This is a genomic window from Pseudomonas sp. IT-P253 (assembly GCF_949768125.1).
Lineage (GTDB): Bacteria > Pseudomonadota > Gammaproteobacteria > Pseudomonadales > Pseudomonadaceae > Aquipseudomonas.
Genome location: NZ_CATKPT010000004.1, coordinates 27,617 through 49,876 on the forward strand (window position 1 = coordinate 27,617; position 22,260 = coordinate 49,876).

Annotated in this window: 22 protein-coding genes, 1 pseudogene and 1 riboswitch; of the genes and pseudogenes, 12 read left to right on the forward strand and 11 right to left on the reverse strand. The window is 56.9% G+C overall.

The genetic code is table 11. The features are described from left to right. Positions 1-435: 435 nt before the first annotated feature. A complete protein-coding gene (locus ACM6IR_RS02120; RefSeq protein WP_414906168.1) occupies positions 436-1,857 on the forward strand; it encodes an amino acid permease in 1,422 nt (473 codons plus the stop codon). Between the two features lie 227 nt (positions 1,858-2,084). Then, a complete protein-coding gene (gene arfB, locus ACM6IR_RS02125; RefSeq protein WP_008010994.1) occupies positions 2,085-2,498 on the forward strand; it encodes an alternative ribosome rescue aminoacyl-tRNA hydrolase ArfB in 414 nt (137 codons plus the stop codon). Here arfB and ACM6IR_RS02130 read toward each other — a convergent pair. From ACM6IR_RS02130 to ACM6IR_RS02140, 3 genes are all read right to left on the reverse strand, one after another. Further along, positions 2,495-3,694: an MFS transporter gene (locus ACM6IR_RS02130; protein WP_414906169.1), complete on the reverse strand. Its 1,200-nt coding sequence runs from the start codon at positions 3,692-3,694 to the stop codon at positions 2,495-2,497. The two genes, arfB and ACM6IR_RS02130, sit on opposite strands and share 4 nt — an antisense overlap. A 104-nt stretch (positions 3,695-3,798) precedes the next feature. Then, positions 3,799-3,981 carry a hypothetical protein gene (locus ACM6IR_RS02135; protein ID WP_414906241.1) on the reverse strand — a complete coding sequence of 61 codons (183 nt, stop codon included), beginning with the start codon at positions 3,979-3,981 and terminating at the stop codon, positions 3,799-3,801. 76 nt (positions 3,982-4,057) lie between these two features. Continuing rightward, a complete protein-coding gene (locus ACM6IR_RS02140) occupies positions 4,058-4,189 on the reverse strand; it encodes a hypothetical protein (protein ID WP_414906170.1) in 132 nt (43 codons plus the stop codon). 440 nt (positions 4,190-4,629) lie between these two features. Between ACM6IR_RS02140 and ACM6IR_RS02145 the strand changes: the two are divergent. Then, positions 4,630-4,806, forward strand: a pseudogene (locus tag ACM6IR_RS02145) (phage portal protein); the annotation flags it as partial. Between the two features lie 90 nt (positions 4,807-4,896). Here ACM6IR_RS02145 and ACM6IR_RS02150 read toward each other — a convergent pair. After that, the gene (locus ACM6IR_RS02150; RefSeq protein ID WP_414906171.1) at positions 4,897-5,244 is read right to left on the reverse strand and encodes a thioredoxin family protein; all 348 of its coding nucleotides are present in this window, start codon (positions 5,242-5,244) and stop codon (positions 4,897-4,899) included. A 45-nt stretch (positions 5,245-5,289) separates the two neighbouring features. Between ACM6IR_RS02150 and ACM6IR_RS02155 the strand changes: the two genes are divergently transcribed. The 4 genes from ACM6IR_RS02155 (at position 5,290) to ACM6IR_RS02170 (ending at position 8,606) form a co-directional block, all read left to right on the forward strand. Then, positions 5,290-5,643, forward strand: coding sequence for an ogr/Delta-like zinc finger family protein (locus ACM6IR_RS02155; RefSeq protein ID WP_414906242.1), 354 nt, complete (start codon positions 5,290-5,292; stop codon positions 5,641-5,643). Between the two features lie 875 nt (positions 5,644-6,518). Next, entirely contained in the window at positions 6,519-6,728 is a 210-nt protein-coding gene (locus tag ACM6IR_RS02160; RefSeq protein WP_414906172.1) for a hypothetical protein, read from the forward strand. Positions 6,729-7,428: 700 nt separating this feature from the next. Then, a complete protein-coding gene (locus tag ACM6IR_RS02165; protein WP_414906173.1) occupies positions 7,429-7,980 on the forward strand; it encodes a cytochrome b in 552 nt (183 codons plus the stop codon). Between the two features lie 32 nt (positions 7,981-8,012). Then, entirely contained in the window at positions 8,013-8,606 is a 594-nt protein-coding gene (locus ACM6IR_RS02170; RefSeq protein ID WP_414906174.1) for a YceI family protein, read from the forward strand. A gap of 207 nt (positions 8,607-8,813) precedes the next feature. Here the strand turns inward: ACM6IR_RS02170 and ACM6IR_RS02175 are convergent, their stop codons facing one another. The 4 genes from ACM6IR_RS02175 to ahcY all read right to left on the reverse strand — a co-directional run bounded on the left by ACM6IR_RS02175 (position 8,814) and on the right by ahcY (position 14,336). Continuing rightward, the gene (locus tag ACM6IR_RS02175; protein ID WP_414906175.1) at positions 8,814-10,688 is read right to left on the reverse strand and encodes a DEAD/DEAH box helicase; all 1,875 of its coding nucleotides are present in this window, start codon (positions 10,686-10,688) and stop codon (positions 8,814-8,816) included. A 222-nt stretch (positions 10,689-10,910) separates the two neighbouring features. Then, positions 10,911-11,726 carry a substrate-binding periplasmic protein gene (locus ACM6IR_RS02180; protein ID WP_414906176.1) on the reverse strand — a complete coding sequence of 272 codons (816 nt, stop codon included), beginning with the start codon at positions 11,724-11,726 and terminating at the stop codon, positions 10,911-10,913. Between the two features lie 193 nt (positions 11,727-11,919). After that, entirely contained in the window at positions 11,920-12,765 is an 846-nt protein-coding gene (gene metF, locus ACM6IR_RS02185) for a methylenetetrahydrofolate reductase [NAD(P)H] (RefSeq protein WP_414906177.1), read from the reverse strand. 161 nt (positions 12,766-12,926) lie between these two features. Beyond that, the gene (ahcY, locus tag ACM6IR_RS02190; RefSeq protein WP_033060420.1) at positions 12,927-14,336 is read right to left on the reverse strand and encodes an adenosylhomocysteinase; all 1,410 of its coding nucleotides are present in this window, start codon (positions 14,334-14,336) and stop codon (positions 12,927-12,929) included. A gap of 23 nt (positions 14,337-14,359) precedes the next feature. Continuing rightward, positions 14,360-14,461, reverse strand: a riboswitch (S-adenosyl-L-homocysteine riboswitch). Positions 14,462-14,685: 224 nt separating this feature from the next. Here ahcY and ACM6IR_RS02195 point away from each other — a divergent pair. After that, positions 14,686-15,090, forward strand: a complete 405-nt coding sequence (locus tag ACM6IR_RS02195) for an acyl-CoA thioesterase (protein WP_201115894.1) — start codon at positions 14,686-14,688, stop codon at positions 15,088-15,090. Between the two features lie 183 nt (positions 15,091-15,273). Beyond that, complete coding sequence (locus ACM6IR_RS02200; RefSeq protein WP_414906247.1) at positions 15,274-15,411, forward strand: hypothetical protein; 138 nt, start codon at positions 15,274-15,276, stop codon at positions 15,409-15,411. Between the two features lie 45 nt (positions 15,412-15,456). Here the strand turns inward: ACM6IR_RS02200 and ACM6IR_RS02205 are convergent, their stop codons facing one another. Together ACM6IR_RS02205 and ACM6IR_RS02210 are read right to left on the reverse strand one after the other, a co-directional pair. Further along, complete coding sequence (locus tag ACM6IR_RS02205) at positions 15,457-17,469, reverse strand: patatin-like phospholipase family protein (RefSeq protein ID WP_414906178.1); 2,013 nt, start codon at positions 17,467-17,469, stop codon at positions 15,457-15,459. 250 nt (positions 17,470-17,719) lie between these two features. Next, positions 17,720-18,889 (reverse strand): MFS transporter, encoded by a 1,170-nt coding sequence (locus tag ACM6IR_RS02210; protein WP_414906179.1) that lies wholly within the window; start codon positions 18,887-18,889, stop codon positions 17,720-17,722. A gap of 246 nt (positions 18,890-19,135) precedes the next feature. Here ACM6IR_RS02210 and ACM6IR_RS02215 point away from each other — a divergent pair, with 246 nt between their 5' ends. Together ACM6IR_RS02215 and ACM6IR_RS02220 are read left to right on the forward strand one after the other, a co-directional pair. Continuing rightward, on the forward strand, positions 19,136-19,969 hold the full coding sequence (locus tag ACM6IR_RS02215; protein ID WP_414906180.1) for an EamA family transporter: 834 nt from the start codon (positions 19,136-19,138) through the stop codon (positions 19,967-19,969). 34 nt (positions 19,970-20,003) lie between these two features. Next, positions 20,004-20,387: an MAPEG family protein gene (locus ACM6IR_RS02220; RefSeq protein WP_414906181.1), complete on the forward strand. Its 384-nt coding sequence runs from the start codon at positions 20,004-20,006 to the stop codon at positions 20,385-20,387. A 105-nt stretch (positions 20,388-20,492) separates the two neighbouring features. On the opposite strand, the gene ACM6IR_RS02225 is transcribed toward ACM6IR_RS02220, so the two are convergent. Further along, positions 20,493-21,665, reverse strand: a complete 1,173-nt coding sequence (locus ACM6IR_RS02225; RefSeq protein WP_414906182.1) for a murein transglycosylase A — start codon at positions 21,663-21,665, stop codon at positions 20,493-20,495. 127 nt (positions 21,666-21,792) lie between these two features. Here ACM6IR_RS02225 and ACM6IR_RS02230 point away from each other — a divergent pair, with 127 nt between their 5' ends. Further along, positions 21,793-22,242, forward strand: coding sequence for a c-type cytochrome (locus ACM6IR_RS02230; RefSeq protein WP_414906183.1), 450 nt, complete (start codon positions 21,793-21,795; stop codon positions 22,240-22,242). The last annotated feature ends 18 nt before the right edge of the window (positions 22,243-22,260 follow it).

Below are 22,260 nucleotides of genomic sequence, written 5' to 3' on the forward strand. Positions count from 1 at the left end.
CTGCTCCGCTTGTTTCATCGGCCCGCGCAGGGTGTTATGCGCGCCATGCCTGTCGTGCAGGTGAATAACAACAAGGAGGCGCAATGAACGCCGTCACTCATTTTCACTTCTCTCTGTGGGGCGATTATTCCGTCGTCCCCGTCGAAGACCTGCAAAGGTCTGACTCTATTTTTGCAGCCGCCCGGGAACTTCGAGGCGGACACAGGCAATCCCGGCTTCCAGCACACTGATCAGTGATGTCTGGCAGCAGGGGGTTACAGGTGTACAATGCGCCGCGTTTTCCCTGTGACCTCCTGCGCATCTGCGCAAACCTCAAGGTTATCCGCCTTGTTCACTCCGGCGCGTCACGAGCGTGTCGGGTTCGATTTCGTCACAGATAAAAACAAACAGGTGACGCATGACCGTTGTAAATACGCTGAACGTGAGACCCTTTTCATGAGTGGACAAAACTCGCATTCAGGCGAGCTGAAGCGCGGCCTGAAAAATCGCCATATTCAACTGATCGCCCTCGGTGGCGCGATTGGCACCGGGTTGTTTCTGGGCTCGGCCGGGGTCCTGAAATCCGCTGGCCCGTCGATGATCCTCGGCTACGCCATTTGCGGCTTCATTGCCTTCATGATCATGCGCCAGTTGGGCGAAATGATCGTCGAAGAGCCGGTGGCCGGTTCCTTCAGCCACTTCGCGCACAAATACTGGGGCGGTTTCGCCGGCTTCCTGTCAGGCTGGAACTGCTGGATCCTGTACATTCTGGTGGGCATGTCGGAGCTGACTGCGGTCGGCAAATACATCCACTACTGGGCGCCGGACATTCCGACCTGGGTCTCGGCAGCTGGGTTCTTCGTCCTGATCAACCTGATCAACCTGGCCAACGTCAAAGTCTTTGGTGAGGCCGAGTTCTGGTTCGCGATCATCAAGGTCGTGGCGATCGTCGGCATGATTGCCCTTGGCAGCTACCTGCTGGTGAGCGGTCACGGCGGCCCGCAAGCGTCGGTCACCAACCTGTGGTCCCACGGTGGCTTCTTCCCGAACGGGGTCAGCGGTCTGGTGATGGCCATGGCAATCATCATGTTCTCCTTTGGCGGCCTGGAAATGCTCGGCTTCACTGCCGCTGAAGCCGACTCGCCGAAAACCGTGATCCCGAAAGCCATCAATCAAGTGATTTACCGGATCCTGATTTTCTATATCGGTGCGCTGGTCATTCTGCTTTCGCTGACACCCTGGGACAGCCTGCTGGCCACCCTGAACGCAACAGGCGATTCCTACAGCGGTAGCCCGTTCGTACAAGTGTTCTCAATGCTCGGCAGTAACACCGCTGCCCACATCCTCAACTTCGTGGTGCTGACCGCGGCGTTGTCGGTGTACAACAGTGGCACCTACTGCAACAGCCGCATGCTGCTGGGCATGGCCGAGCAGGGCGATGCGCCCAAAGCCTTGTCGAAGATCGACAAGCGCGGCGTGCCGGTGCGTTCTATCCTCGCCTCCGCGGCGGTGACGCTGATCGCGGTGCTGCTGAACTACCTGATCCCTCAGAACGCGCTGGAACTGTTGATGTCGCTGGTGGTGGCTACCCTGGTGATCAACTGGGCGATGATCAGCTTCTCGCACTTCAAGTTCCGCCAGCACATGAACAAGACCAAGCAGACGCCTCTGTTCAAGGCGCTGTGGTACCCGTACGGGAACTACATTTGCCTGGCGTTCGTAGGGTTCATCCTGTGCGTGATGTTGTTGATTCCGGGGATCCAGATTTCGGTGTACGCGATTCCAGTGTGGGTGGCGTTCATGTGGATCTGCTACGGCATCAAGAACAAGCGTAGCGCGCAACAGGAGTTGCCTGCCGCTGGTTCAGCTGCGAAGTAAGGTTTCACTCACAAACAACAAACCCGGCCATGTGCCGGGTTTTTTATTTTATGGGCTCCATACAAAACCCTGTGGGAGCGAGCTTGCTCGCGATGGCGGCGTGTCAAACAATGTTGAGTGGACTGACACTCCTTCATCGCGAGCAAGCTCGCTCCCACAGTTGATCTACTGCGTGCCGGAGATCCCATTCGCGGTATCCTGCGCGTTCTGAATAGGGACGCTTTTCCATGCTGGTGATTTCCAACAACGTGCATCTGCCGGATGCCGAGATCGAATTGACGGCCATCCGCGCCCAGGGCGCGGGTGGGCAGAACGTCAACAAGGTCTCTAGCGCCGTGCACCTGCGTTTCGACATTCCGGCGTCGTCGTTGCCCGAGTTCTACAAGGAACGGCTGCTGGCGCTGCGGGACAGTCGCATCACCAGCGAAGGCGTGCTGATCATCAAGGCCCAGCAATACCGCACGCAGGAAGCCAACCGGGCCGATGCACTGGAGCGGCTGACCGAGTTGATTCTCAGCGCCACCAAGGTCGAAAAGAAACGCCGGCCGACCAAACCGACCCTCGGTTCGAAGAAGCGTCGGCTGGAATCCAAGACCAAGCGGGGCAGCATCAAGGCCGGGCGCGGCAAGGTCGATTTCTAACGGGCGTCTCGCTCTTCCCGGTACTTGGGCGCCTGCCGGTACAGGTAAACGCTCAGCATCAATCCGCTTAACGCGGCGAGGGCGGCGAACAGGAAGATCGAGGCAAAGCCGAAACCCGCCGCAATTGCACCCGCCACCGGCCCGGTAATCCCCAGCGACAAATCGATAAACAGCGAATAGGCCCCGACCGCCGCACCACGACTGGAGGCTGGTACCAGGTTGACCGCTTCGACGCCCAGTGCCGGGAACACCAGCGAGAACCCGAAGCCGCTCAGTGCCGCACCTGCCAGCGCCCAATGGGCATCCGGCGCCAGCCACAACAGCAATAGTCCCAGCGTCTCCACCGACAGGCACGCAATTGCCACACGAAAGCCGCCGAGGCGGTTGATCAGGTTGCCGAACAACAATCGCGCACCAATGAAGCAGGCACCGAACAGGCTCAGGCACAGCACCGCGTTGGACCAATGCTGAGTGGCGTAATACAGCGTGATGAAGGTGGCGATGGTGCCAAATCCAATGGAGCCCAGCGCCAGTCCACATCCATGCGGCAGCACTCGCCCGAGCACGTGCATGAACGGCAAGCGTTCACCGACCACAATCGGCGCGGCGGTTTTAGGCCAGGCCAGCGCCAGCCCGAGAACGGCCAGTAGCACAATGCTCACACCCATGCTCCACAAGCCCAGTTGGCTGACCAGCAGCACCCCCAACGGTGCACCGATGGCCAGTGCGCCATAACTGGCAATACCGTTCCACGAGATGACTTTAGCGGTGTTCGCCGCGCCGACCCGGCCGATGCCCCAGCCGATCGAGCCCGAACCCACCAGGCTTTCTGCACTGCCGAGCACCAAGCGACCGATCAACAGGCTGATCAGGCTCAAGGTTGGCAGGCTCTGAGTCCAGGCCGACATCAACATGAACACACCGCTCAAGCCGCAGCCGGCGAGGCCATACATCACCGCCAGCTTGCTGCCTTTGTTGTCGATTATTTTCCCGGCATAGGGACGGCTGAGCAGGGTGGCCAGGTATTGCACGCTGATCACTAGCCCGGCAACAACTGCGCCGAAACCCAGGTCGCTGTGGACATAGCCCGGCAATACGGCGAGGGGAATGCCGATATTCAGGTAGCCGATAAAAGTGAACAGAACGATGGATACGACTTGCAGCGTGACCGCCAAGGGGCGCTGGTTTTCAGGCATGGGTAAAGGTCCACGGGGAAGCAGGATAGATAGGCTGCTTATGATAGCGGCGCGAGCGGCCGCGGGTCGTGGAAATGTAAAACTATTTACCGGGCGGCTGTGATTCAGGGCTTGGCGGGGGCGACCAGTTGCGTCGTGACCAGGGCGGCCAAGGCGTTTTCTTCGCTGCCGAAACGGGCCAGCAGGGCAGCTTGCTTCTCGGGGGAAAGGCGATTCCAGAGCTCGATCATCTTTTCGGCGGTGCCGATCAGGACGCTGGCCTGGGTGTCGCTGAAATCATCGGTCATGGGGCGGGGCTCGAGTTTCAGGCGGTGTGGAAAGCGCATGTTAGCGCTTTCCACACGGTCTGGCATTGCGGGTATTTCAGTCTTCGCTGTCAGCCTTGCGACTGTCAGTGGCTTCTTTCGGCCGGGGCTGTTGGGCGCCGGCTTGGTGCGTGGTTGTCTGCTCAGTTTCGTGCAGGCTTGGGAAGGGGAGATTAGGGATCTCGTGCATGTTCGCGCTCCTCGCAAAGTCTGTTGATAGATCTGGTAGATCCGCGCTTTTAAAAAGCCTGGGCAGGATACAGCAGGAGAAATGACAAACAGACTTTTAAATCCATTTATTACGACGGAAGGGCTTGTCTAGACAGGTCTGGAAGAGGGCGCGACACAAAACAAATGTGGGAGCGAGCCTGCTCGCGAATGCGGTGGATCAGTCAATGTTGATGTCGGCTGACACTCGGCATTCGCGAGCAGGCTCCCACAGGGGGCCGTGCAAGGCTTTATGGTTACTTGCAGACAGCGGCGATGGCCTCGGCCAACACGTCCAGACTCCCAAATGCTCCTCTGTAGAGCCGCAAGCCCTTAGCCGGCTTGGTCTGCTTCCTTTATTTCACCGCACGAATGTTTGCACAAAAAAATCACTCGAACCGTCAGCGGGAGGGGGAAGTGGGGCGAATGAACCCGGCACTGGCTGGGGGGATGCCAGAGCATGCGGCGGGTTTTGGCGATATTGAAAAGATTGATCGGATGTATACCAAAAACGAAATCCGGCCAACCAGCCAATTGTTTTTGCAGGTCAATGGGGGCTTAAGAGCAGATCGAAGAATTGGATGGCGTGAACGTGAGTAGGGTGAGCGGGAAGGGTCTGTTTTTATGCTTATATTTGGAAGATAACAGTACCCTTTTGTATAAAGGAACTGTCGCTACCCTCTCCGGCGATCAAAAAAAAGTTAAAAGAATTGTTTTAGACATCTCTTTGTCTCCTGTTGTCCTGATTAACTGCCCATCCTTGAATAGCAATATGGCGGGGAGGTGTCCGGGCTTGAAATCTAGATAATGACGCTTATTCTCATCAATGTGAGCTCTGATAAACTTCACAGGGCCTGAGAGGTCAAGTATGTTAGGGTTATTTTGATTGTAGGTGCTTGCAAGCGCATTGAAGACAGGGACTAGTTCTTTACTTAGGTTGCAAGATTTGTCCCAAAATAGAACCAAGGTCCAAATGTCGGACTGTAGGACCTCTGAAACAAATGTGGCGTCGGTAGTGTCTATTATCAATGCGTTCATTAATGAGTCCTTCTCTTTGATATGGTAAAATCATTTCTAATTGTGATGATTAACATTGCCAGGGCAGATCAACTGCGCCTCGATTCGTTGTGTGATGACGTGTCTAACCTGCACCTTGTAAGGCAAAATAGGACCTGTTCAGGTTTCAGGGGGGGCCAATGCGGGGAAAAGGGTCGTATCACCTCTCAGGATGATTTGTCGCCGGACTTCGCCAAACTCTGCTGCCAGTGTACGCCTGCAATGTGTGGCCACATGTGGGTAGCCAACCTCACGTTTTTCCACACCCTCAGCCCTTCGGCCAAGGCGGTCGGCCGTCTGTTGTTTGACCGCTTGCGCACGTTGTTCCGGGCGCATCAATGGGACTTGTTTGATCAGCTCGGCGCGGTATCAGTGTCGTAATCGCGTAACGTCTCCTCGGCGTCCTCAAATATATCCATCCGGCTTTTTTCCATACTCCGTTAACGCCAACCTGCTTCGCGCTGCCAGTTTCACATCAGACGTGCATAGATTGATGAAAGCGAGAGTGTGTGCCCGAACTCCTCAAGCTTTTCATGTATTTCAAGAGTGTGTTATTTCGATCTGAATATAACGAAAACCCATTTTTCTTTATGTTTGGCAGTCGAAAGTTTATTTGTGTTTAAAGTTTTGCGTCAAGCTTTTTTTGGTTTGGTATTTTGCAGGTTAACTCCTACTAGATAATAGGATTAGTCTTACATGATGAAGGGATTGTTCTGGTTTTTATTGGGCTGAGGTCTGTCATTCTGATGTGTTGGTTGTGTAGGGGTTTTATGGGGTTTGCAAAGGGTTAGAGTGGGGGATTAATAGTTGTTGGCTAATTTGTTGTGTGTTGATGATGTCTCTTTGTTCGGTTTGTTCGGTGATTTTAATGTGTGAGCGTGATGCAAAAAAAGGACGCCAAGGCGTAATGCCGATCAGTTAAGCCATAACGCGATCCGTAGCAGCTGGCGAAGCCTGCGTCCGGCTGTGCAGCAGTCGTAAAGTCAGACAATGCGGTGCGTCAGACTCACCGCGCCCTCAGGATTTACGACTGCTGCGCAGCCGGACGCAGGCTTCGCCAGCTGCTACGGGGTATGTGTTGCTGCTGAGTTTGCTTAACTGATCGGCATTAGGCTCAAGGGCCGCGCTTTTTTTTGCTCATTTATCAAGCATGAGACATCCCGGCTTTGTTTGCGCATTGGGCTCGAATAATCGGTCCTACACGCTTCAGCGATATATCAGAGGCTTCCCACAAAACAATCAGAAAGAAACGATATATGACGGCTGACTTAACATTCTATGGTCTTCAAAAAATTGGAGGGCATATGAAAGCACTTGCAGTAATAATTGTATTGATAGCACTTTATGGCTATGTGAATGGCCATTTTTTTCCTAAAGGATATAACCAGGAACTGGCCTATAAATGCGATATGGATCCGTACAATCCTGATTGCTTACAGCCGCCTCCAGTATTCAAAGGTCCTTAGATAACGCTATAAATTTGATTGCCATCTGCAATCCGGACTACAGCCTCCCCATCCTTGATGACCAAATTTCCATCAGCTTGCAATACCAATCGAAATCGCCCGTTCTCGGACATAAGGTACTGCCCCCGACATTGTTTGATTGGGAGGCAGCACCGGCGTGCCACTTGCCTGAAACGGGGTATATGTAATAGCCATGTGTTTTCACCTTGACCAATGAGTTGTTGAGCGCTCACTCAATCAAGTTCAAATACGGAAATGGTCTTACATATGTATTGCATGGCTTAAATATTGGCGAAACACGCTCTTGGTAGCAGCTGGCGAAGCCTGCGTTCGGCTGCGTAGCAGTCGTGAAATCAGGTGATGTGGTGTTTCAGGAAGACCTCGCGCTCAGGTTTTACGACTGCTGCTCAGCCGAACGCAGGCTTTGCCAGCTGCTACAGATCGTGTTCGGCTTCACTGACAGGCAAGGGCCGCATTTTTTTGCCGGAGAAAAACCGGAGCAGAAAATCGAATAAACCTGTCGATACAGGTGTTCTATGGTTTGTATTCACTTTTTTTCACAATTTGGCCCTTAATCTTTCCTTAACTCACCTATTTCAGACTCTTGATCGTATTTCTCGATATTTCAAAGCGAATTTTTCCGCTTTTATTCGATAGATAAATCGATAGTCTTGGGCCAGCACTCACAGGGATCTAGGCAATGCAGCTACGTAACTCTACCGCCCGCTACGGCTGGGTCAGCATCTTCCTGCACTGGGGCGTGGCGCTGGCCGTATTCGGTTTGTTCGCGCTGGGCCTTTGGATGGTCGGTCTGGGGTACTACGACCCTTGGCGTAAAGCCGGGCCGGATATCCACAAGAGCATCGGGCTGATCCTGCTGGCGGTCATGGTGTTGCGGGTGTTGTGGCGCTTCATCAGTCCACCGCCGCCGACACTGCAAAGCTACAGCCGCCTGACGCGCCTCGGCGCCAAGTTCGGCCATGGCTTTCTTTATCTCACCCTGTTCGCTGTGATGATTGCCGGTTACCTGATTTCCACCGCAGAAGGCGTCGGGATTTCGGTGTTTGACTGGTTTGAAGTACCTGCGCTGGTTTCCGGGCTACCGGACCAGGCAGATACCGCCGGTGCGATTCATCTCTACCTGGCGTGGGTGCTGGTCATTTTTTCCGGTCTCCATGCGTTGGCAGCATTGAAACACCACTTTATCGATCGTGATGTGACCCTGACACGAATGCTGGGTCGCAAAGCCTGACGTTCAAATTTGACTCCCTAGGAATACAAAGCATGTTGAAAAAGACTCTCGCCGCTCTGGCAATCGGTTCTGCGCTGCTGTCCGCTAACGTGATGGCCGCTGACTACACCGTCGACAAACAGGGCCAGCACGCCTTCGTCAACTTCAAGATCAGCCACCTGGGTTACAGCTTCATCACCGGGACCTTCAAGGACATCGACGGCAAGTTCAGTTTCGATGCCGCCAAGCCTGAAGACAGCAAGATCGAGTTCAATGTGCACACGGCCAGCGTGTTCACCAACAACGCTGAGCGCGACAAACACATCTCCAGCAAAGACTTCCTGGACGTGGGCAAATTCGCTGACGCCAAGTTCGTCTCCACCAGCGTTAAATCCACCGGCAAAAACGCCGCTGGCAAAGACACTGCCGACGTGACCGGTGACCTGACTATCCATGGCGTGACCAAGCCTGTCGTGGTCAAGGCCACTTTCCTGGGTGAAGGCAAGGATCCGTGGGGCGGCTACCGTGCCGGCTTCGAGGGCACTACCAGCATCAAGCGTTCTGATTTCGGCACGATGATGGACCTGGGGCCACAGTCCGACGCTGTTGATCTGTACGTTACATTTGAAGGTGTGAAAGCGAAGTAACTTTCGCCGCTGACACAAAAACGCCCCCGACTTCACGGTAGGGGGCGTTTTTTATTGCCTGCCAAAAGTTGAATGGGCACTACAGACCCCTGTGGGAGCGATCTCGCTCCCACAGGGGCTTTGGTAAGTTGAGTATTTGTGCGTGCCCCAGAATACAAAAATGCCCCGGATCTCGCGATCAGGGGCATTTTTGATGACTTCAAAAACTCAGCGATTGCGTGTCAGCAACGCTGGTTTTTCGCCGCGAGGACGGCCTGGCAGTTGATCAAGTTGCTCGGGAGTCGGGAAACGGTCGGTTTTCGACTCCTTGTGAATGATCTTCGGTGCCGGACCGCGCGGGTTCTGCACAGCCGGTTCCGAACGTGGCTGATCATCACGTGCCGGCCGACGGTTGCGGCCTTCTTCGCGACGGGCCTGGCCGTCACGCGGAGCACCGTTACGTGGGCCGCTACGTTTGGCCGGCGGAGTGCCGGTGGTAGCGCCATCACTGCTGCGCGGACCGCTTTGGCGACCCTGTGGCTTGCCGCCGGTGCGCGGAGCACCTGCGCCGGCTGTCGTGCCTTGTGCCGGAGCACCCGGACGGCGGCCACGGCCTTGAGCAGGTTTGGCCTGCGGCACGTAATCGACGCGGTTACCGAAGTTATCGATGTCGTCGTCCAGGAACTCGTCCGGGGCACGATCAGCGGCTGCGCGTGGCGCCGGCCGCTGTTGTTCACGGGCCGGAGTGCCTTCGCGTGGCTTGTGCTCACGTGCAGGGCGTTCACTGCGACCGCTGGCTGCAGGTTTTTCCTTGGCGCCTTTGTCTTTGCCTTTGTCCTTGCGACCGCCGCCACCACCGCTGCCGTTCGGACCGTCGCCGCGCGGGCCACGTGGGTTGCGCGGGTTCCGCACATCCGGACGCTCGCGAACTTCAGGTTTTTCGGCTTCCACAGCGCTGGAATCGAAGCCCATCAGGTTGCCGTCGGCAATCTTCTGTTTGGTCATGCGCTCGATGCTTTTCAGCAGTTTTTCTTCGTCCGGAGCCACCAGCGAGATCGCCTCGCCCGAACGACCGGCACGGCCAGTACGGCCGATGCGGTGAACATAGTCTTCGTCGACATTCGGCAGCTCGAAGTTGACCACGTGTGGCAACTGGTCGATGTCGAGGCCGCGAGCAGCGATGTCGGTGGCCACCAGAATGCGCACTTCACCGGCCTTGAAATCGGCCAGGGCTTTGGTGCGCGCGTTCTGGCTTTTGTTGCCATGGATCGCGACGGCGCTGAGACCGTGTTTGTCCAGGTACTCGGCCAGGCGGTTGGCGCCATGCTTGGTGCGGGTGAACACCAGCACCTGTTCCCAGGCGCCAGCGGTGATCAGGTGCGCCAGCAACGAACGCTTGTGGTTGGCTGGCAGGCGGAATACGCGCTGTTCGATACGCTCGACCGTGGTGTTCGGCGGCGTGACTTCGATGCGTTCCGGGTTATGCAGCAGCTTGCCGGCGAGGTCGGTGATGTCTTTGGAGAAGGTCGCCGAGAACAGCAGGTTCTGACGTTTGCTCGGCAGGCGAGCCAGGACCTTCTTCACGTCATGGACAAAGCCCATGTCGAGCATGCGGTCGGCTTCGTCCAGCACGAGAATTTCCACGTGGGACAGGTCGACGCTGCCTTGGCCGGCGAGGTCGAGCAGGCGGCCCGGGCAGGCTACCAGCACGTCAACACCACGGGACATGGCCTGAACCTGCGGGTTCATGCCAACGCCGCCGAAGATGCAGGCGCTGACGAACTTCAGGTCACGGGCATAGACCTTGAAGCTCTCGTGCACCTGCGCTGCGAGTTCGCGAGTAGGGGTCAGGACCAGTACGCGCGGCTGGCGCGGGCCGTGACGCTGGGATTTGTCCGGGTGACCGTTGGGGAACAACCGTTCCAGGATCGGAAGGGCGAAGCCGCCGGTTTTACCAGTACCTGTCTGAGCCGCAACCATCAGGTCGCGACCTTGCAACACGGCGGGAATGGCCCGCTGTTGCACCGGAGTAGGCTCGGTATAGCCCGCTGCCTCGATGGCGCGGACTAAAGCCTCGGAGAGACCGAGGGAAGCAAAGGACATGAGTAATCCTGTTTTAGTTAGGGCTTGGCCCAATGGGAGTCTTGCCTGGCGCGAATGGCGTTTAAGAGGACGCAATCCCGTCCGGTCCTGCTGGGCCTCGAAGGCTCATCTGGAGTGCTCGCGCGGGCTGAAAAGCTGCGCTGTAGCGGTGTCGAGATGCCTTTAACGAGTCCGAGCGTCCGGGCGTGAGCCTGGCGGGAAGGCCGGAGTATAACAGAGCAATCACTGCGCGCTGCTTTCCTGCTGCTCAACGGTTTTTTCGCGGGCGGTGGCGTCCCTTGCGGGGTTCACCCCGATCACTGGCTCGGCGCCATAACGCGCGCTCATTTCGGCGTAGGCAGGCTCGCGCTTGAAGCGTTTGAGTTCAGCGCTAAAACGCTGCACCAACAAGTCCATCCCCACATTGCGGCGCAAGGCGAGATACTGGTTTTTCTGACTGATGATCGTCGGGTTTTCGGAGATTTTGTTGCGGATGTCCAATTCGTCCAGCAAGTGCTGACCCACCCGGCGGTCGGTGATCAGCAGGTCAATCCGCCCGCGCAGCAGTTTGCCAAAGTTGGCTTCATGACTCGGCGCTGGCTCACGGGTGAACAGCGTCGATTCGCTGAAATCGTTGCTGTACAGATAGCCTGGCGAGGTACCGATAGTCAGGCCGCGCAGTTCGTCGAGGGTGCGGAATGGATGGGGATGCTCGTTGGCATAGAACATCACGAATTCGACTTCCGACAGCGGTTCGCTTGGATAAAGCAGGGTGGCATCGCGTTCATCGGTGTGGAAAATATCGAGTGCGCCATCCGCCTGACCTTGCTCAAGCATCGACAGGCAACGTTTCCATGGCAGGAACTGCCATTCCACTTCGATGCCCAGGCGTTCGAAAACGATGGCGGTGGTTTCGTAGTCCAGCCCTTGGGCTTTGCCGTTTTCTTCGTACACGTACGGCGCCCACGGCTCGGTGACAATGCGCAGCTTCTCGCCCCGGGCGGCGAAGCTCAGGCAAGTGAAAAGAAATAAGGTAAAAAACTGCGCGATTAAAGGCATGGCTTGAGATTACGACGAGAAATCGGAAAGAGCCAGAAGTTGGATCCAGAAGCTTTATCTCCGTGTGTTGCATCACGATAAACGCGCAATAAAAGCAAAAGATCGCAGCCTTCGCCAGCGCCTACATTGGAATGTGTATCCCCTGTAGGCGCTGGCGAAGGTTGCGATCTTTTGATCTTGCGGGTAACGGCTATTAGCGCGGCAACTTCAGATTGTTCCACACCGCCAGGCTAGGCTCGGCCTGATTCAGCGTGTAGAAGTGCAGCCCTGGAGCGCCACCTTGCAGCAGGCGTTCGCACATCTGGGTGATGACTTGCTCGCCAAAGCCTTGAATGCTCTGGGTGTCGTCGCCGTAGGCTTCCAGCTGCTTGCGGATCCAGCGCGGGATTTCCGCACCGCAGGCATCGGAGAAGCGCGCCAGCTTGCTGTAGTTGGTGATCGGCATGATCCCCGGCACGATCGGGATGTTCACGCCCATCGCCTCTACACGCTCGACGAAGTAGAAGTAGCTGTCGGCGTTGAAGAAGTACTGGGTGATTGCACTGTCGGCACCGGCGTTGGCCTTGCGCACGAAGTTGGCGATATCGTCTTCGAAATTGCGCGCTTGCGGATGCATCTCCGGGTAAGCCGCTACTTCGATGTGGAAATGATCGCCGGTCTCTTCACGAATGAATTCAACCAGGTCATTGGCGTGGCGCATTTCGCCACTGGCCATGCCCATGCCGGAAGGCAGGTCACCGCGCAAGGCAACGATGCGCGAGATGCCGGCTGCTTTGTATTGAGCCAGCAGGCCGCGCAAGTCGTCTTTGCTGTCGCCTACGCAAGACAGATGCGGTGCGGCAGGCACTTTGACTTCGCTTTCGAGTTGCAACACGGTGTTTAGGGTGCGATCACGGGTCGAACCGCCAGCGCCATAGGTGCAGGAGAAGAAATCGGGGTTATACATCGCCAGCTGACGGGCAGTGGCGAGCAGTTTTTCATGCCCAGCGTCGGTCTTCGTAGGGAAGAACTCGAAACTGTAGCGACGGTCTTGGGACATGGTCATATCCTTGGAAACACGAAAACCTTCGAGGCTGCACTATCCCATGTGGGAGCGAGCCTGCTCGCGAAGACGGTTCATCATTCAACATGGATGTCGACTGACACAACGCAATCGCGAGCAGGCTCGCTCCCACAGGGAGAGCGATCAAGCAGCGCCTGTTAGTAACGGTAAGCGTGCGGCTTGAACGGACCTTCGACGGTCACGCCGATGTAGTCGGCCTGAGTCTTGGTCAGTTGAGTCACAACGCCGCCGAAACCGCGGACCATTTCCAGGGCCACTTCTTCGTCGAGTTTCTTCGGCAGTACTTCAACGGTCAGGCGCTCGGCTTTCTGGGCTGGCGACAGGTCGGCGTACTTCTGGCCGAACAGGAAGATCTGAGCCAGGACCTGGTTGGCGAACGAACCGTCCATGATGCGGCTTGGGTGGCCTGTGGCGTTGCCCAGGTTAACCAGGCGGCCTTCGGCCAGCAGGATCAGGTAGTCGTCGTTCTGAGCGTCAAAAGCGCCAGGACCGGTACGGTGAATCTTGTGAACCTGTGGCTTCACTTCTTCCCATGCCCAGTTTTTGCGCATGAAAGCGGTGTCGATTTCATTGTCGAAGTGGCCGATGTTGCAGACAACAGCGCGCTTCTTCAGGGCTTTGAGCATGTTCGCGTCGCAAACATTGACGTTGCCGGTGGTGGTCACGATCAGGTCGATCTTGCCCAGCAGTGCTTTGTCGATGCTGGCTTCGGTGCCGTTGTTGATACCGTCGATGAACGGCGAAACCAATTCGTAACCGTCCATGCAGGCTTGCATGGCGCAGATCGGGTCGACTTCGGAAACCTTGACGATCATGCCTTCCTGACGCAGGGACTGAGCGGAGCCCTTGCCCACGTCACCGTAACCGATGACCAGCGCTTGTTTGCCGGACAGCAGGTGGTCGGTACCGCGCTTGATCGCATCGTTCAGGCTGTGACGGCAGCCGTACTTGTTGTCGTTCTTGCTCTTGGTCACCGAGTCGTTGACGTTGATGGCCGGGATTTTCAGCTCGCCCTTGGCCAGCATGTCCAGCAGGCGGTGAACGCCAGTGGTGGTTTCTTCGGTCACGCCGTGAACGCGGTCCAGGATCGCCGGGTATTTCTTGTGCAGCAGCTCGGTCAGGTCGCCGCCGTCGTCGAGGATCATGTTGGCATCCCAAGGCGCGCCATCTTTCAGGATGGTTTGCTCCAGGCACCACTCGTACTCTGCTTCAGTCTCGCCTTTCCAGGCGAAAACCGGGATGCCGGCAGCGGCGATAGCGGCAGCGGCCTGGTCTTGAGTCGAGAAAATGTTGCAGGACGACCAGCGCACTTCGGCACCCAGGGCAACCAGGGTTTCGATCAGCACGGCAGTCTGAATGGTCATGTGGATGCAGCCGAGAATCTTGGCGCCCTTGAGCGGCTGCTCACCGGCATACTTGCGGCGCAGACCCATCAGGGCTGGCATTTCGGATTCGGCGATGATGGTTTCGCGACGGCCCCAGGCAGCCAGGGACATGTCGGCCACTTTGTAATCGTTAAAATCTGCAGGCGTGATAACAGCGCTCATGATGAGCCTCCATTCGTAATGTATGCGAATGGGCGCCGTTGTGCGTTTAGTGTCTGGTCGATGACGACCAGGCAACGCCCCATCCGAGCCTGACAGGAATACCTGCTGCAGCGCCCCTCGGACAGGTGGCGGGAAAACGGTATCAATGGAACGTTACCGTTTTGAAACGGGGGCGATTATAGCTTTCTTTGAGCGCCAAGTTGCAAGCTGCAAGCGACAAGTTGCGAGTTGCAGCGACAAATCGCAAGCGCCAGGCTACAAGAAGGAGCCGCCCGGCTTTAACTTGCAGCTTGTAGCTTGTAGCTTGTAGCTTGTAGCTTGCCGCTCGAAACTGCTTTTAGGAGTGCATATGAATTTCCACACCCGCAAATGGGTAAAACCCGAAGACCTCAACCCCAACGGCACACTGTTCGGCGGCAGCCTTCTGCGCTGGATCGACGAAGAAGCGGCTATTTACGCCATTGTTCAGTTGGGCAACCAGCGTGTGGTCACCAAGTACATTTCCGAAATCAACTTCGTCAGTGCCTCGCGCCAGGGCGACATCATCGAACTGGGCATCACCGCCACCGAGTTCGGTCGCACCTCGATCACGCTGACCTGCGAAGTGCGCAACAAAATCACCCGCAAGAGCATCCTGACGGTGGAGAAAATGGTCTTCGTCAACTTGGGTGAAGACGGCTTGCCGGCCGCTCACGGTCGGACCGAGATCAAATACGTCAAAGACCAGTTCCAGGATGATGTTATCCACGACTGAGATCGGCGGTGTGCCCTTCGCGAGCAGGCTCGCACACACACAGATATTGTGTACGACCGAGATCAAGTGTGGGAGCCTGCTCGCGAAAGCGGTCTACCCGACAACGATGATTTAACGGACCACTGAACAGCGCTGGACCCCGCGTGTCGTACCTAAATGACACGCCACAGGTTCAGGAGCTTTATGGGCGCAAGACCCCGAACCTCTCGGCGCAAGAGCATGGAGAACAACGCCAGCCAGATGTTTGCCAAAGGCATTGTGTCGGGCTGGATGATCGCCACCAAGATGTGGATGAGCCGGCGCCTGACGATCGCTAAGTAGTCGGGCGAGGTTTCAGCGCTCGCCCGATCTGTCAGGAATCTGCGGTTATGAGCCCGGAATCAGCCATGCCCGGGCTTGATCGACCGTTGTCGAGTTGAAAGGACGCGACGAATTCGGGAAGTTGCGTGAGACGTACTGATCGGCAATCCGCTTGAGCACCGTGTTGTAACCCTTGGCGCTCGTGGTTGCTCGCAAGTCGACGATAGCCCTGTTTAATAATTTGACGTTCGAATCCGGCTGGTCAAGACGATACAAGGAGGGGTAGATCACTTCGCGAATGAAGTTTTCGCACGAGGTGATGATGTTGCGGATGCCCATCTCTTCAATCGCCTTGGTCAAAACCACGGATTTTGGCCCTGTTGTTCCGGCATCCATGCGTTTAACGGCTTGAAGCAGCTCCATGTAATCCGGGTGGTTTCCGTGATTGAGCTTTTTTGCCAGCCACTCGATTTTCCCTGAAGTATTGCCGAGTTCATCCAGGCGGTTGATGGCCTGACGCATGTCGTCGGTCAGTTCCATCTTGTCCGACGCCATGGCTTTTGCGGCCGTTAGCGTTTGCTGCAAATCCGCCAGTGCGAGTTGGGCTTGCTGGCGGAAGGTAATGACTGCCTCAGACGCTTGGTCGTCTTTCAGTTCAATTGCTGCGGCATTGAACAGTTGATCATCGAGGGCCAACAGTGCGCCGCCGATGGAGTTGAAAGTGTACGTTTCACTGCTTCCATGAGCGACCAGGTACTTTTCAACTTCAGTTTGCAGTTTCTTCTGCAAGTGGTCTTTATGCTCTAGCGGCATACTGAAGTTGACAGTGCCGTTCAGGGTACCGGTAAAGTCGCCCTTATCAGTCTTCAAGGGAACGATGACCGTTTTCTTCTCGAAGGCTTTGATGTCCTGGGCTTCTCGTGCGTCTTGAGCCGAGTAGTGCACGCCGACTAATTTGTCGGCCATGGCTGAGGACAGTGAGCCACGATCTTTTTTAATGCCGCCATTCTCGCTCTGGAACTTGAGAATCAACACATCTCTGTCGGGAATGGCGCTCATCGGGAATTGAGGTTCGTAAAGGTCCAGGACCGGTGTGTTGAGCATAATCCCGCCGTCCTGAAATGAAGTCCGCTCACCGTCAGCCTGAAAGGCTAATCCTTGCTCCGAAGGCTTTTGGAAAACAACAGGCAACGAACCTGAAATATGTGCGGCATGCGCCACGTCCATGTTCGGCGTCAGGTTGGCATTAAACACGACCATCTGCGGTCGTCCATCGAACATGGCCGTGCCGGTGATGTGCAGTTGCTTGATTTCAGGCATCTCCTTGTTCAGCGTCTCCAGGTCGCCAAACGTTACGAAGCCGTTGGCTTTAATGTGTTCTACGCAGGTTTTGCTCGCCTCCGAAAACTGTGGTTGCGGATTGTCAGGGGCATGGTTGAAACGCGCCAGAATCGACTCAACCATTTTTTCGCGGATCAGTGTTTCCAGCGGCATGGCTTTGGATTTGAGTCGAGGCATCAGGTCGAACAGTAGACGCCCGATGGAACCGGTCTTGCCCGGGAGCTTGGCTATACCCTTGCCCAGGGTCGAGCTGACATGCTGTATTGGCCCCAGAATTTTGCTTTGGCTGTCGAGCAGTGCGACAAGATTGGTTTCGTCCGACATCTTGTCGAAACCGGCGTGATTCATGCCGCTGGCCAGAAACGCTGCAGAGATAGCACCTGCCGATGAGCCCGAGATGCTCACAATTTTGTCCAGCGCCCGAGACTCCTCCAGCGCTTTCACCATGCCTGAGAAGGCGACACCTTTGGCGCCACCGCCGCTGAGCACCAGACGTTCGATGTCAGGGAGTTTGAGTTCAAGTTCGACTACGCCGTTTTCGTAACGGTGGATCGACAACCCTCGTTCGGTCAGCGAGTTCGCAAGCGTTTCAGACCGGCCCTGACCGACGTGTGAGGCTCCCTTCATGAAATCACCCCAATCATCGCCTACCAGCTCGGCAGATGACGTTTGAGCGGCATTGTTCGATACGGTCAAAAGGTGCGACGAAAACTGTGAATTGTTGGCGGAGCGGATCATGCTTGTCTCTTCCTTGAGGAATATCCGGGAAGTGACACTTTAGGTGTACTTGGATGCAAGCAGAGCCCTGCGCAGCAATTGGCAACAATTGCTCACAAGGGTGTCTAAAAAGTGTTCTGAAGGCTCTGGCGTGAGCCTTTCAGAGGGCTCTGGCTAATCGGCCATACGGTTCGGAAAGTATTCGCACAATGTGCGTCTCCAATGCCTCGACGCTAAAAGCAGATTTCTGAACCGGGTACTGGCTCCCGGATCAGTCAGGCATTAGGGCCAATGTTTTAACGCGACGCTGCCGAGCGATAAAGTACAGCGCCGTCAGCACGGTCAACCCACTGACCAGTGCGCCGGTCCACGGCAAGTCCGCCAGATCGGCACCACTGGCGACGACCAATCCGCCAATCCACGCACCCGCGGCGTTGCCGAGGTTGAATGCACTCTGATTCAACGTCGAACCGAGGTTTGGCGCCTCGTGGGCCTGATCGATGATCAGCAGCTGCAGGATCGGGCACAGGGCGAAGGCGAAAATCCCCCACAACACCAGGGTGATTGCCGCCGGAATGACCGAGTGACTGGTCTGCGTGAACGCGGCCAACACCAACACGACGGCCAGCGCCATGCCCACCAGCGAAGGCAGCAATCGGCTGTCCGCCAGTCGTCCGCCAAGCATGCTGCCTGCCGTCAAACCCACGCCGAACAACAGCAGCATAATGGTCACGCCATGGGGGGTGACACCGGTGATGTCCTGCAGGATCGGCGCGATGTAGGTGAAAACACTGAACAGACTGGTCGATGCCAATACGCTCATGCCCAGGGCCAGCAACACATTGACCTTGCCCAGTACTTTGAACTCACTGGCCAGGTTGGCCTTGTCCATGGCGATGTCCTTCGGCAGCCAGGACCATTGAGCGATGGCGGCAATCACGCCAATCACCGACACCGCCCAGAACGTCGAACGCCAGCCCGCGTATTGTCCGAGTGCCGTGCCCAACGGCACGCCGAGCACGTTGGCCAGTGTCAGGCCGGTGAACATCATGGCAATCGCCTGGGCCCGTTTGTTCGGAGCCACCAGGCCGGCGGCGACCACCGAGCCGATGCCGAAGAACGCGCCGTGACACAGCGCGGTGACCACTCGCGCGGCCATCAGCGTGGCGTAGTTGGGGGCCAGGGCGCACAGGATGTTGCCGAGGATGAACATCAGTGTCATGCCCAGCAGCGTCGCTTTGCGCGGCATGTTGGCGGTGCCGATCGCGAGGATTGGCGCGCCGAACACCACGCCCAGGGCGTAGCCGGTAATCAGCAGTCCGGCGTGGGGAATGCTCACCGCAAGGTCGCGGGCGACGTCGGGCAGCAAGCCCATGATGACGAATTCAGTGGTGCCAATGCCGAACGCGGCAACAGCGAGGGCAAGCAAGGCGAGTGGCATGCGCAAGGTCTCTGTCGGTAGTCTTGACGCGTTGATCAGGCATACGCATGCCATTGACCGTTCTCGACGAGAGCGGGCAGGGGCAAAAATTATTGGAATTAGTCTGTGCGCAACTGAGTGCGGCGTGGTCGCGTGCAGTATAAACAGCTACTGACCTATGGCGAATCAATTATCTCCGCGGCCTTTGTAGGAGCGAGCAAGCTCGCTCCTACCCGGGGGATTGTGGGGACATAAAAGGAGTGTGCCGTGCTTGCAACAGCACTGGTGTTGGTGGCGGCGCTGTTGCACGCGGCGTGGAATACCCTGATCAAATTCAGCGCCGAGCGGCTGCTGGTGGTGGCCTGTATGGACACGGTGGCGATGCTCTTCGTCGCCGTGATGTTGCCGTTCGTGGCGTTGCCGCCAATCGAAATTTGGCCGTGGATTCTAGCGTCGGCGGCGTTCGAGTTGCTCTATCGCTATTTGCTGATCCAGGCGTATCGGGTCGGCGACCTTGGGTTGGTCTATCCGCTGATGCGTGGTTTGTCACCTTTGGTGGTACTGGCGCTGACGCTGGTCTTTGCCGGGGAAGTGCTGACGTATCAGCAGATCTTCGGGATTCTGCTGATTCCCTTCGGCATGCTGTGCCTGCTCTGGCAGGGCGGCGGCGGTGCGCGCTTGCCGTGGTCGATGCTGCCGGTGGTGGCACTCATCGGCTTGTGCATTGGCTGCTACACGTTCATCGATGGCCAGGCGTTGCGGCGCTGGTCGCATCCACTGGACTACCTGGTCTGGGTCACGCTGCTGAGTGCCTGGCCGTTCCCGTTGCTGGCGTGGGTGTTCAAGCGCCCGGCATTCATGTTGTTTTGGCGTGAGCAGTGGCGACTGGGGTTGGCGGTCGGGTTTTGTGTGTTGTTCAGCTACGCTCTGGTGCTGTGGGCCATGCAGTTGGGCTCGATTGCCGAAGCGGCAGCATTGCGCGAAATCAGCGTGATCCTGGTGGTGCTGTGCGGCATGCGCTACCTGAAAGAACCTTTCGGCCGGCCACGGCTCTTAGCCTGTGGGCTGGTGCTGGTTGGCATGCTGGTTATGAAGTTTTGACGTGAATTCGTATTTCTAAAAAAGGGACTGCTCTATGACGGTTGCTCTGTGGTGCATTTTGATCGCGATTTTCCTGCCCTACCTCTGCGCGTGTATCGCCAGGGTCGGTGGCAGGTTTGGGCTGAAGGACAACCATGACCCCCGGGACTTTCTCGAGTCACTGAATGGGTGGGGTAGACGCGCACATGCGGCGCAACTGAACAGTTTTGAAGTGACCCCGGCGTTCGCGGCGGCAGTAATCGTCGCGCACCTGGCCGGCAATGCCGAGCTGGTGACGATCAATGTGCTGTCGGTGTTGTTCATCACCAGCCGGTTGCTGTACATCATTTGCTACCTGGCGGACTGGGCGATTTTGCGTTCGCTGGTGTGGGGCGTGGGGTTGGGATTGATTGTGAGTTTTTTTGTGGTGTCTGTTTAAGAGCAAGATCAAAAGATCGCAGGCTGCGCCAGCTCCTACATTGACCGGGTTCGCGGATGAACATCGATCCCTGTAGGAGCTGGCGCAGCCTGCGATCTTTTGACTTTAGAGCTTGTCAGCCACCTGCGGCACTTGCGGTAATACCGCGCCTTTGGGCCACAACATCCAGATCTGCCCCTGCTGTTTCATGTCCCCGGCCAGTTGCCCGGCCGCCTCACCCGTGCCCCAGAACAGATCCGCTCGAACTTCGCCGGCAATCGCGCCGCCGGTGTCTTGAGCCGCTACCGGGCGAACCAGTGCAGTACCGTCCGGTCGGGTGGTGGATAACCACAACAGACTGCCGAGCGGAATCACTTTGCGATCCACTGCCGCGCTATAACCGGCGGTCAACGGAACGTTCAGCGAGCCGCGCGGCCCTTCGTTGCTGTCGGGATTGCGGGTGAAGAACACGTAGCTCGGGTTGCTGCCGAGCAGTTCCGGGATGCGCGTCGGATTGGCTTTGGCCCAGGCGCTGATAGCGCCCATGGTCACGTCTTCTTTCTTCAATTCACCCTGGTCCACCAGCCAGCGACCAATCGGTCGATATGGATGTCCGTTTTGATCGGCATACGCAATGCGCAACTGACGACCATCGTCGAGCTGGATGCGCCCCGAACCCTGGATTTGCAGGAATTGCAGGTTCATCGGATCGGTCAGCCAGGCCACGACCGGGGCCTTGACCCCTTTGGTCTCAATCGTTGCCGCATCGTCGTAAGGCTTGAGCACACGACCTTCGAGTCGACCGCGCAGGCGTTTGCCCTTGAGTTCGGGGTAGAGGCTGTCCAGCGAGACAATGATCATGTCCTCTGGAACGCCGTACACCGGGATATTTGCGACGTTGGTCTGAGTCAGGCTGCCGGGGTAGACCGGCTCGTAGTAACCGGTGATCAACCCGTTGGGATTGTCGTTGGCGGCACGCAGGCCGTAGACGTCGAGGTTCTGTTTGAGGAAACCGCGAATGTCGTTGGCGGACTGCGGCACATTGGCGGCCGCTGCGCAGGTCGAGCCCCAGACCGGGTCGGCTTTGAGTCGGGTGCAGGCACTGCGCCATGAACCGAAACCAGCCACCAGGTCATTGTCGGATACGGTCGGAAGCGCTTCCCACGTGGCGCTGGAGTAGGTGGCCAGGGCGTGGGTTTTGGGTTTGTTGTTGTCACCACCGGTGCAGCCAGCAAGCACGGCTACCATCGGAAGGGTCCAGGCCAGGCTGTGACGCCATGCCTTGAGACGGCTGTTCATGGAGTAATTCCTTTGTCGGTTGCCTGAGTGCTCCATGCGTTCAAACAACCCGTGTTGTTAATAGGGCTATTGGTCTTTGCCGATGACGCGGGGATACTGGCCGCCGTTCCCGTGATCTGAAGCCATCATGACTCTTAAAAAACTTTCTGTTGTATTGCTGGCCTGCCTGACGTTGTCTGCTTGCGGCGGCGTAGACCCTAATTCGCCATTGGGTCAGCGCAAGGCTATTTTCAAGCAAATGCTCAAGACCGGTGAAGACCTGGGCGGCATGTTACGTGGCCGCATTCCGTTCGACGGCCCGAAATTCGCAGCAGGCGCCGAGAAACTTGACGCCTTGTCCCATGAACCCTGGAAACATTTCCCGCAGGTGCGAGAAGAAGATCACACCAGCGCCAAGGATAACGTGTGGCAGCAACAGGCACGCTTCCAGGAAATGGCCCGCAACCTTGAAGGCGCTACCGGCGAATTGGTGATGACCAGCAAAGTTGAGCCTTACAAGGTCAGCAATCTGGGACCTGCGGTGCAGAAGGTCGAAGATGCCTGCAGTGCGTGCCATAAACAGTTTCGGGATCATTGATCAGTAGCGCATTCCCTG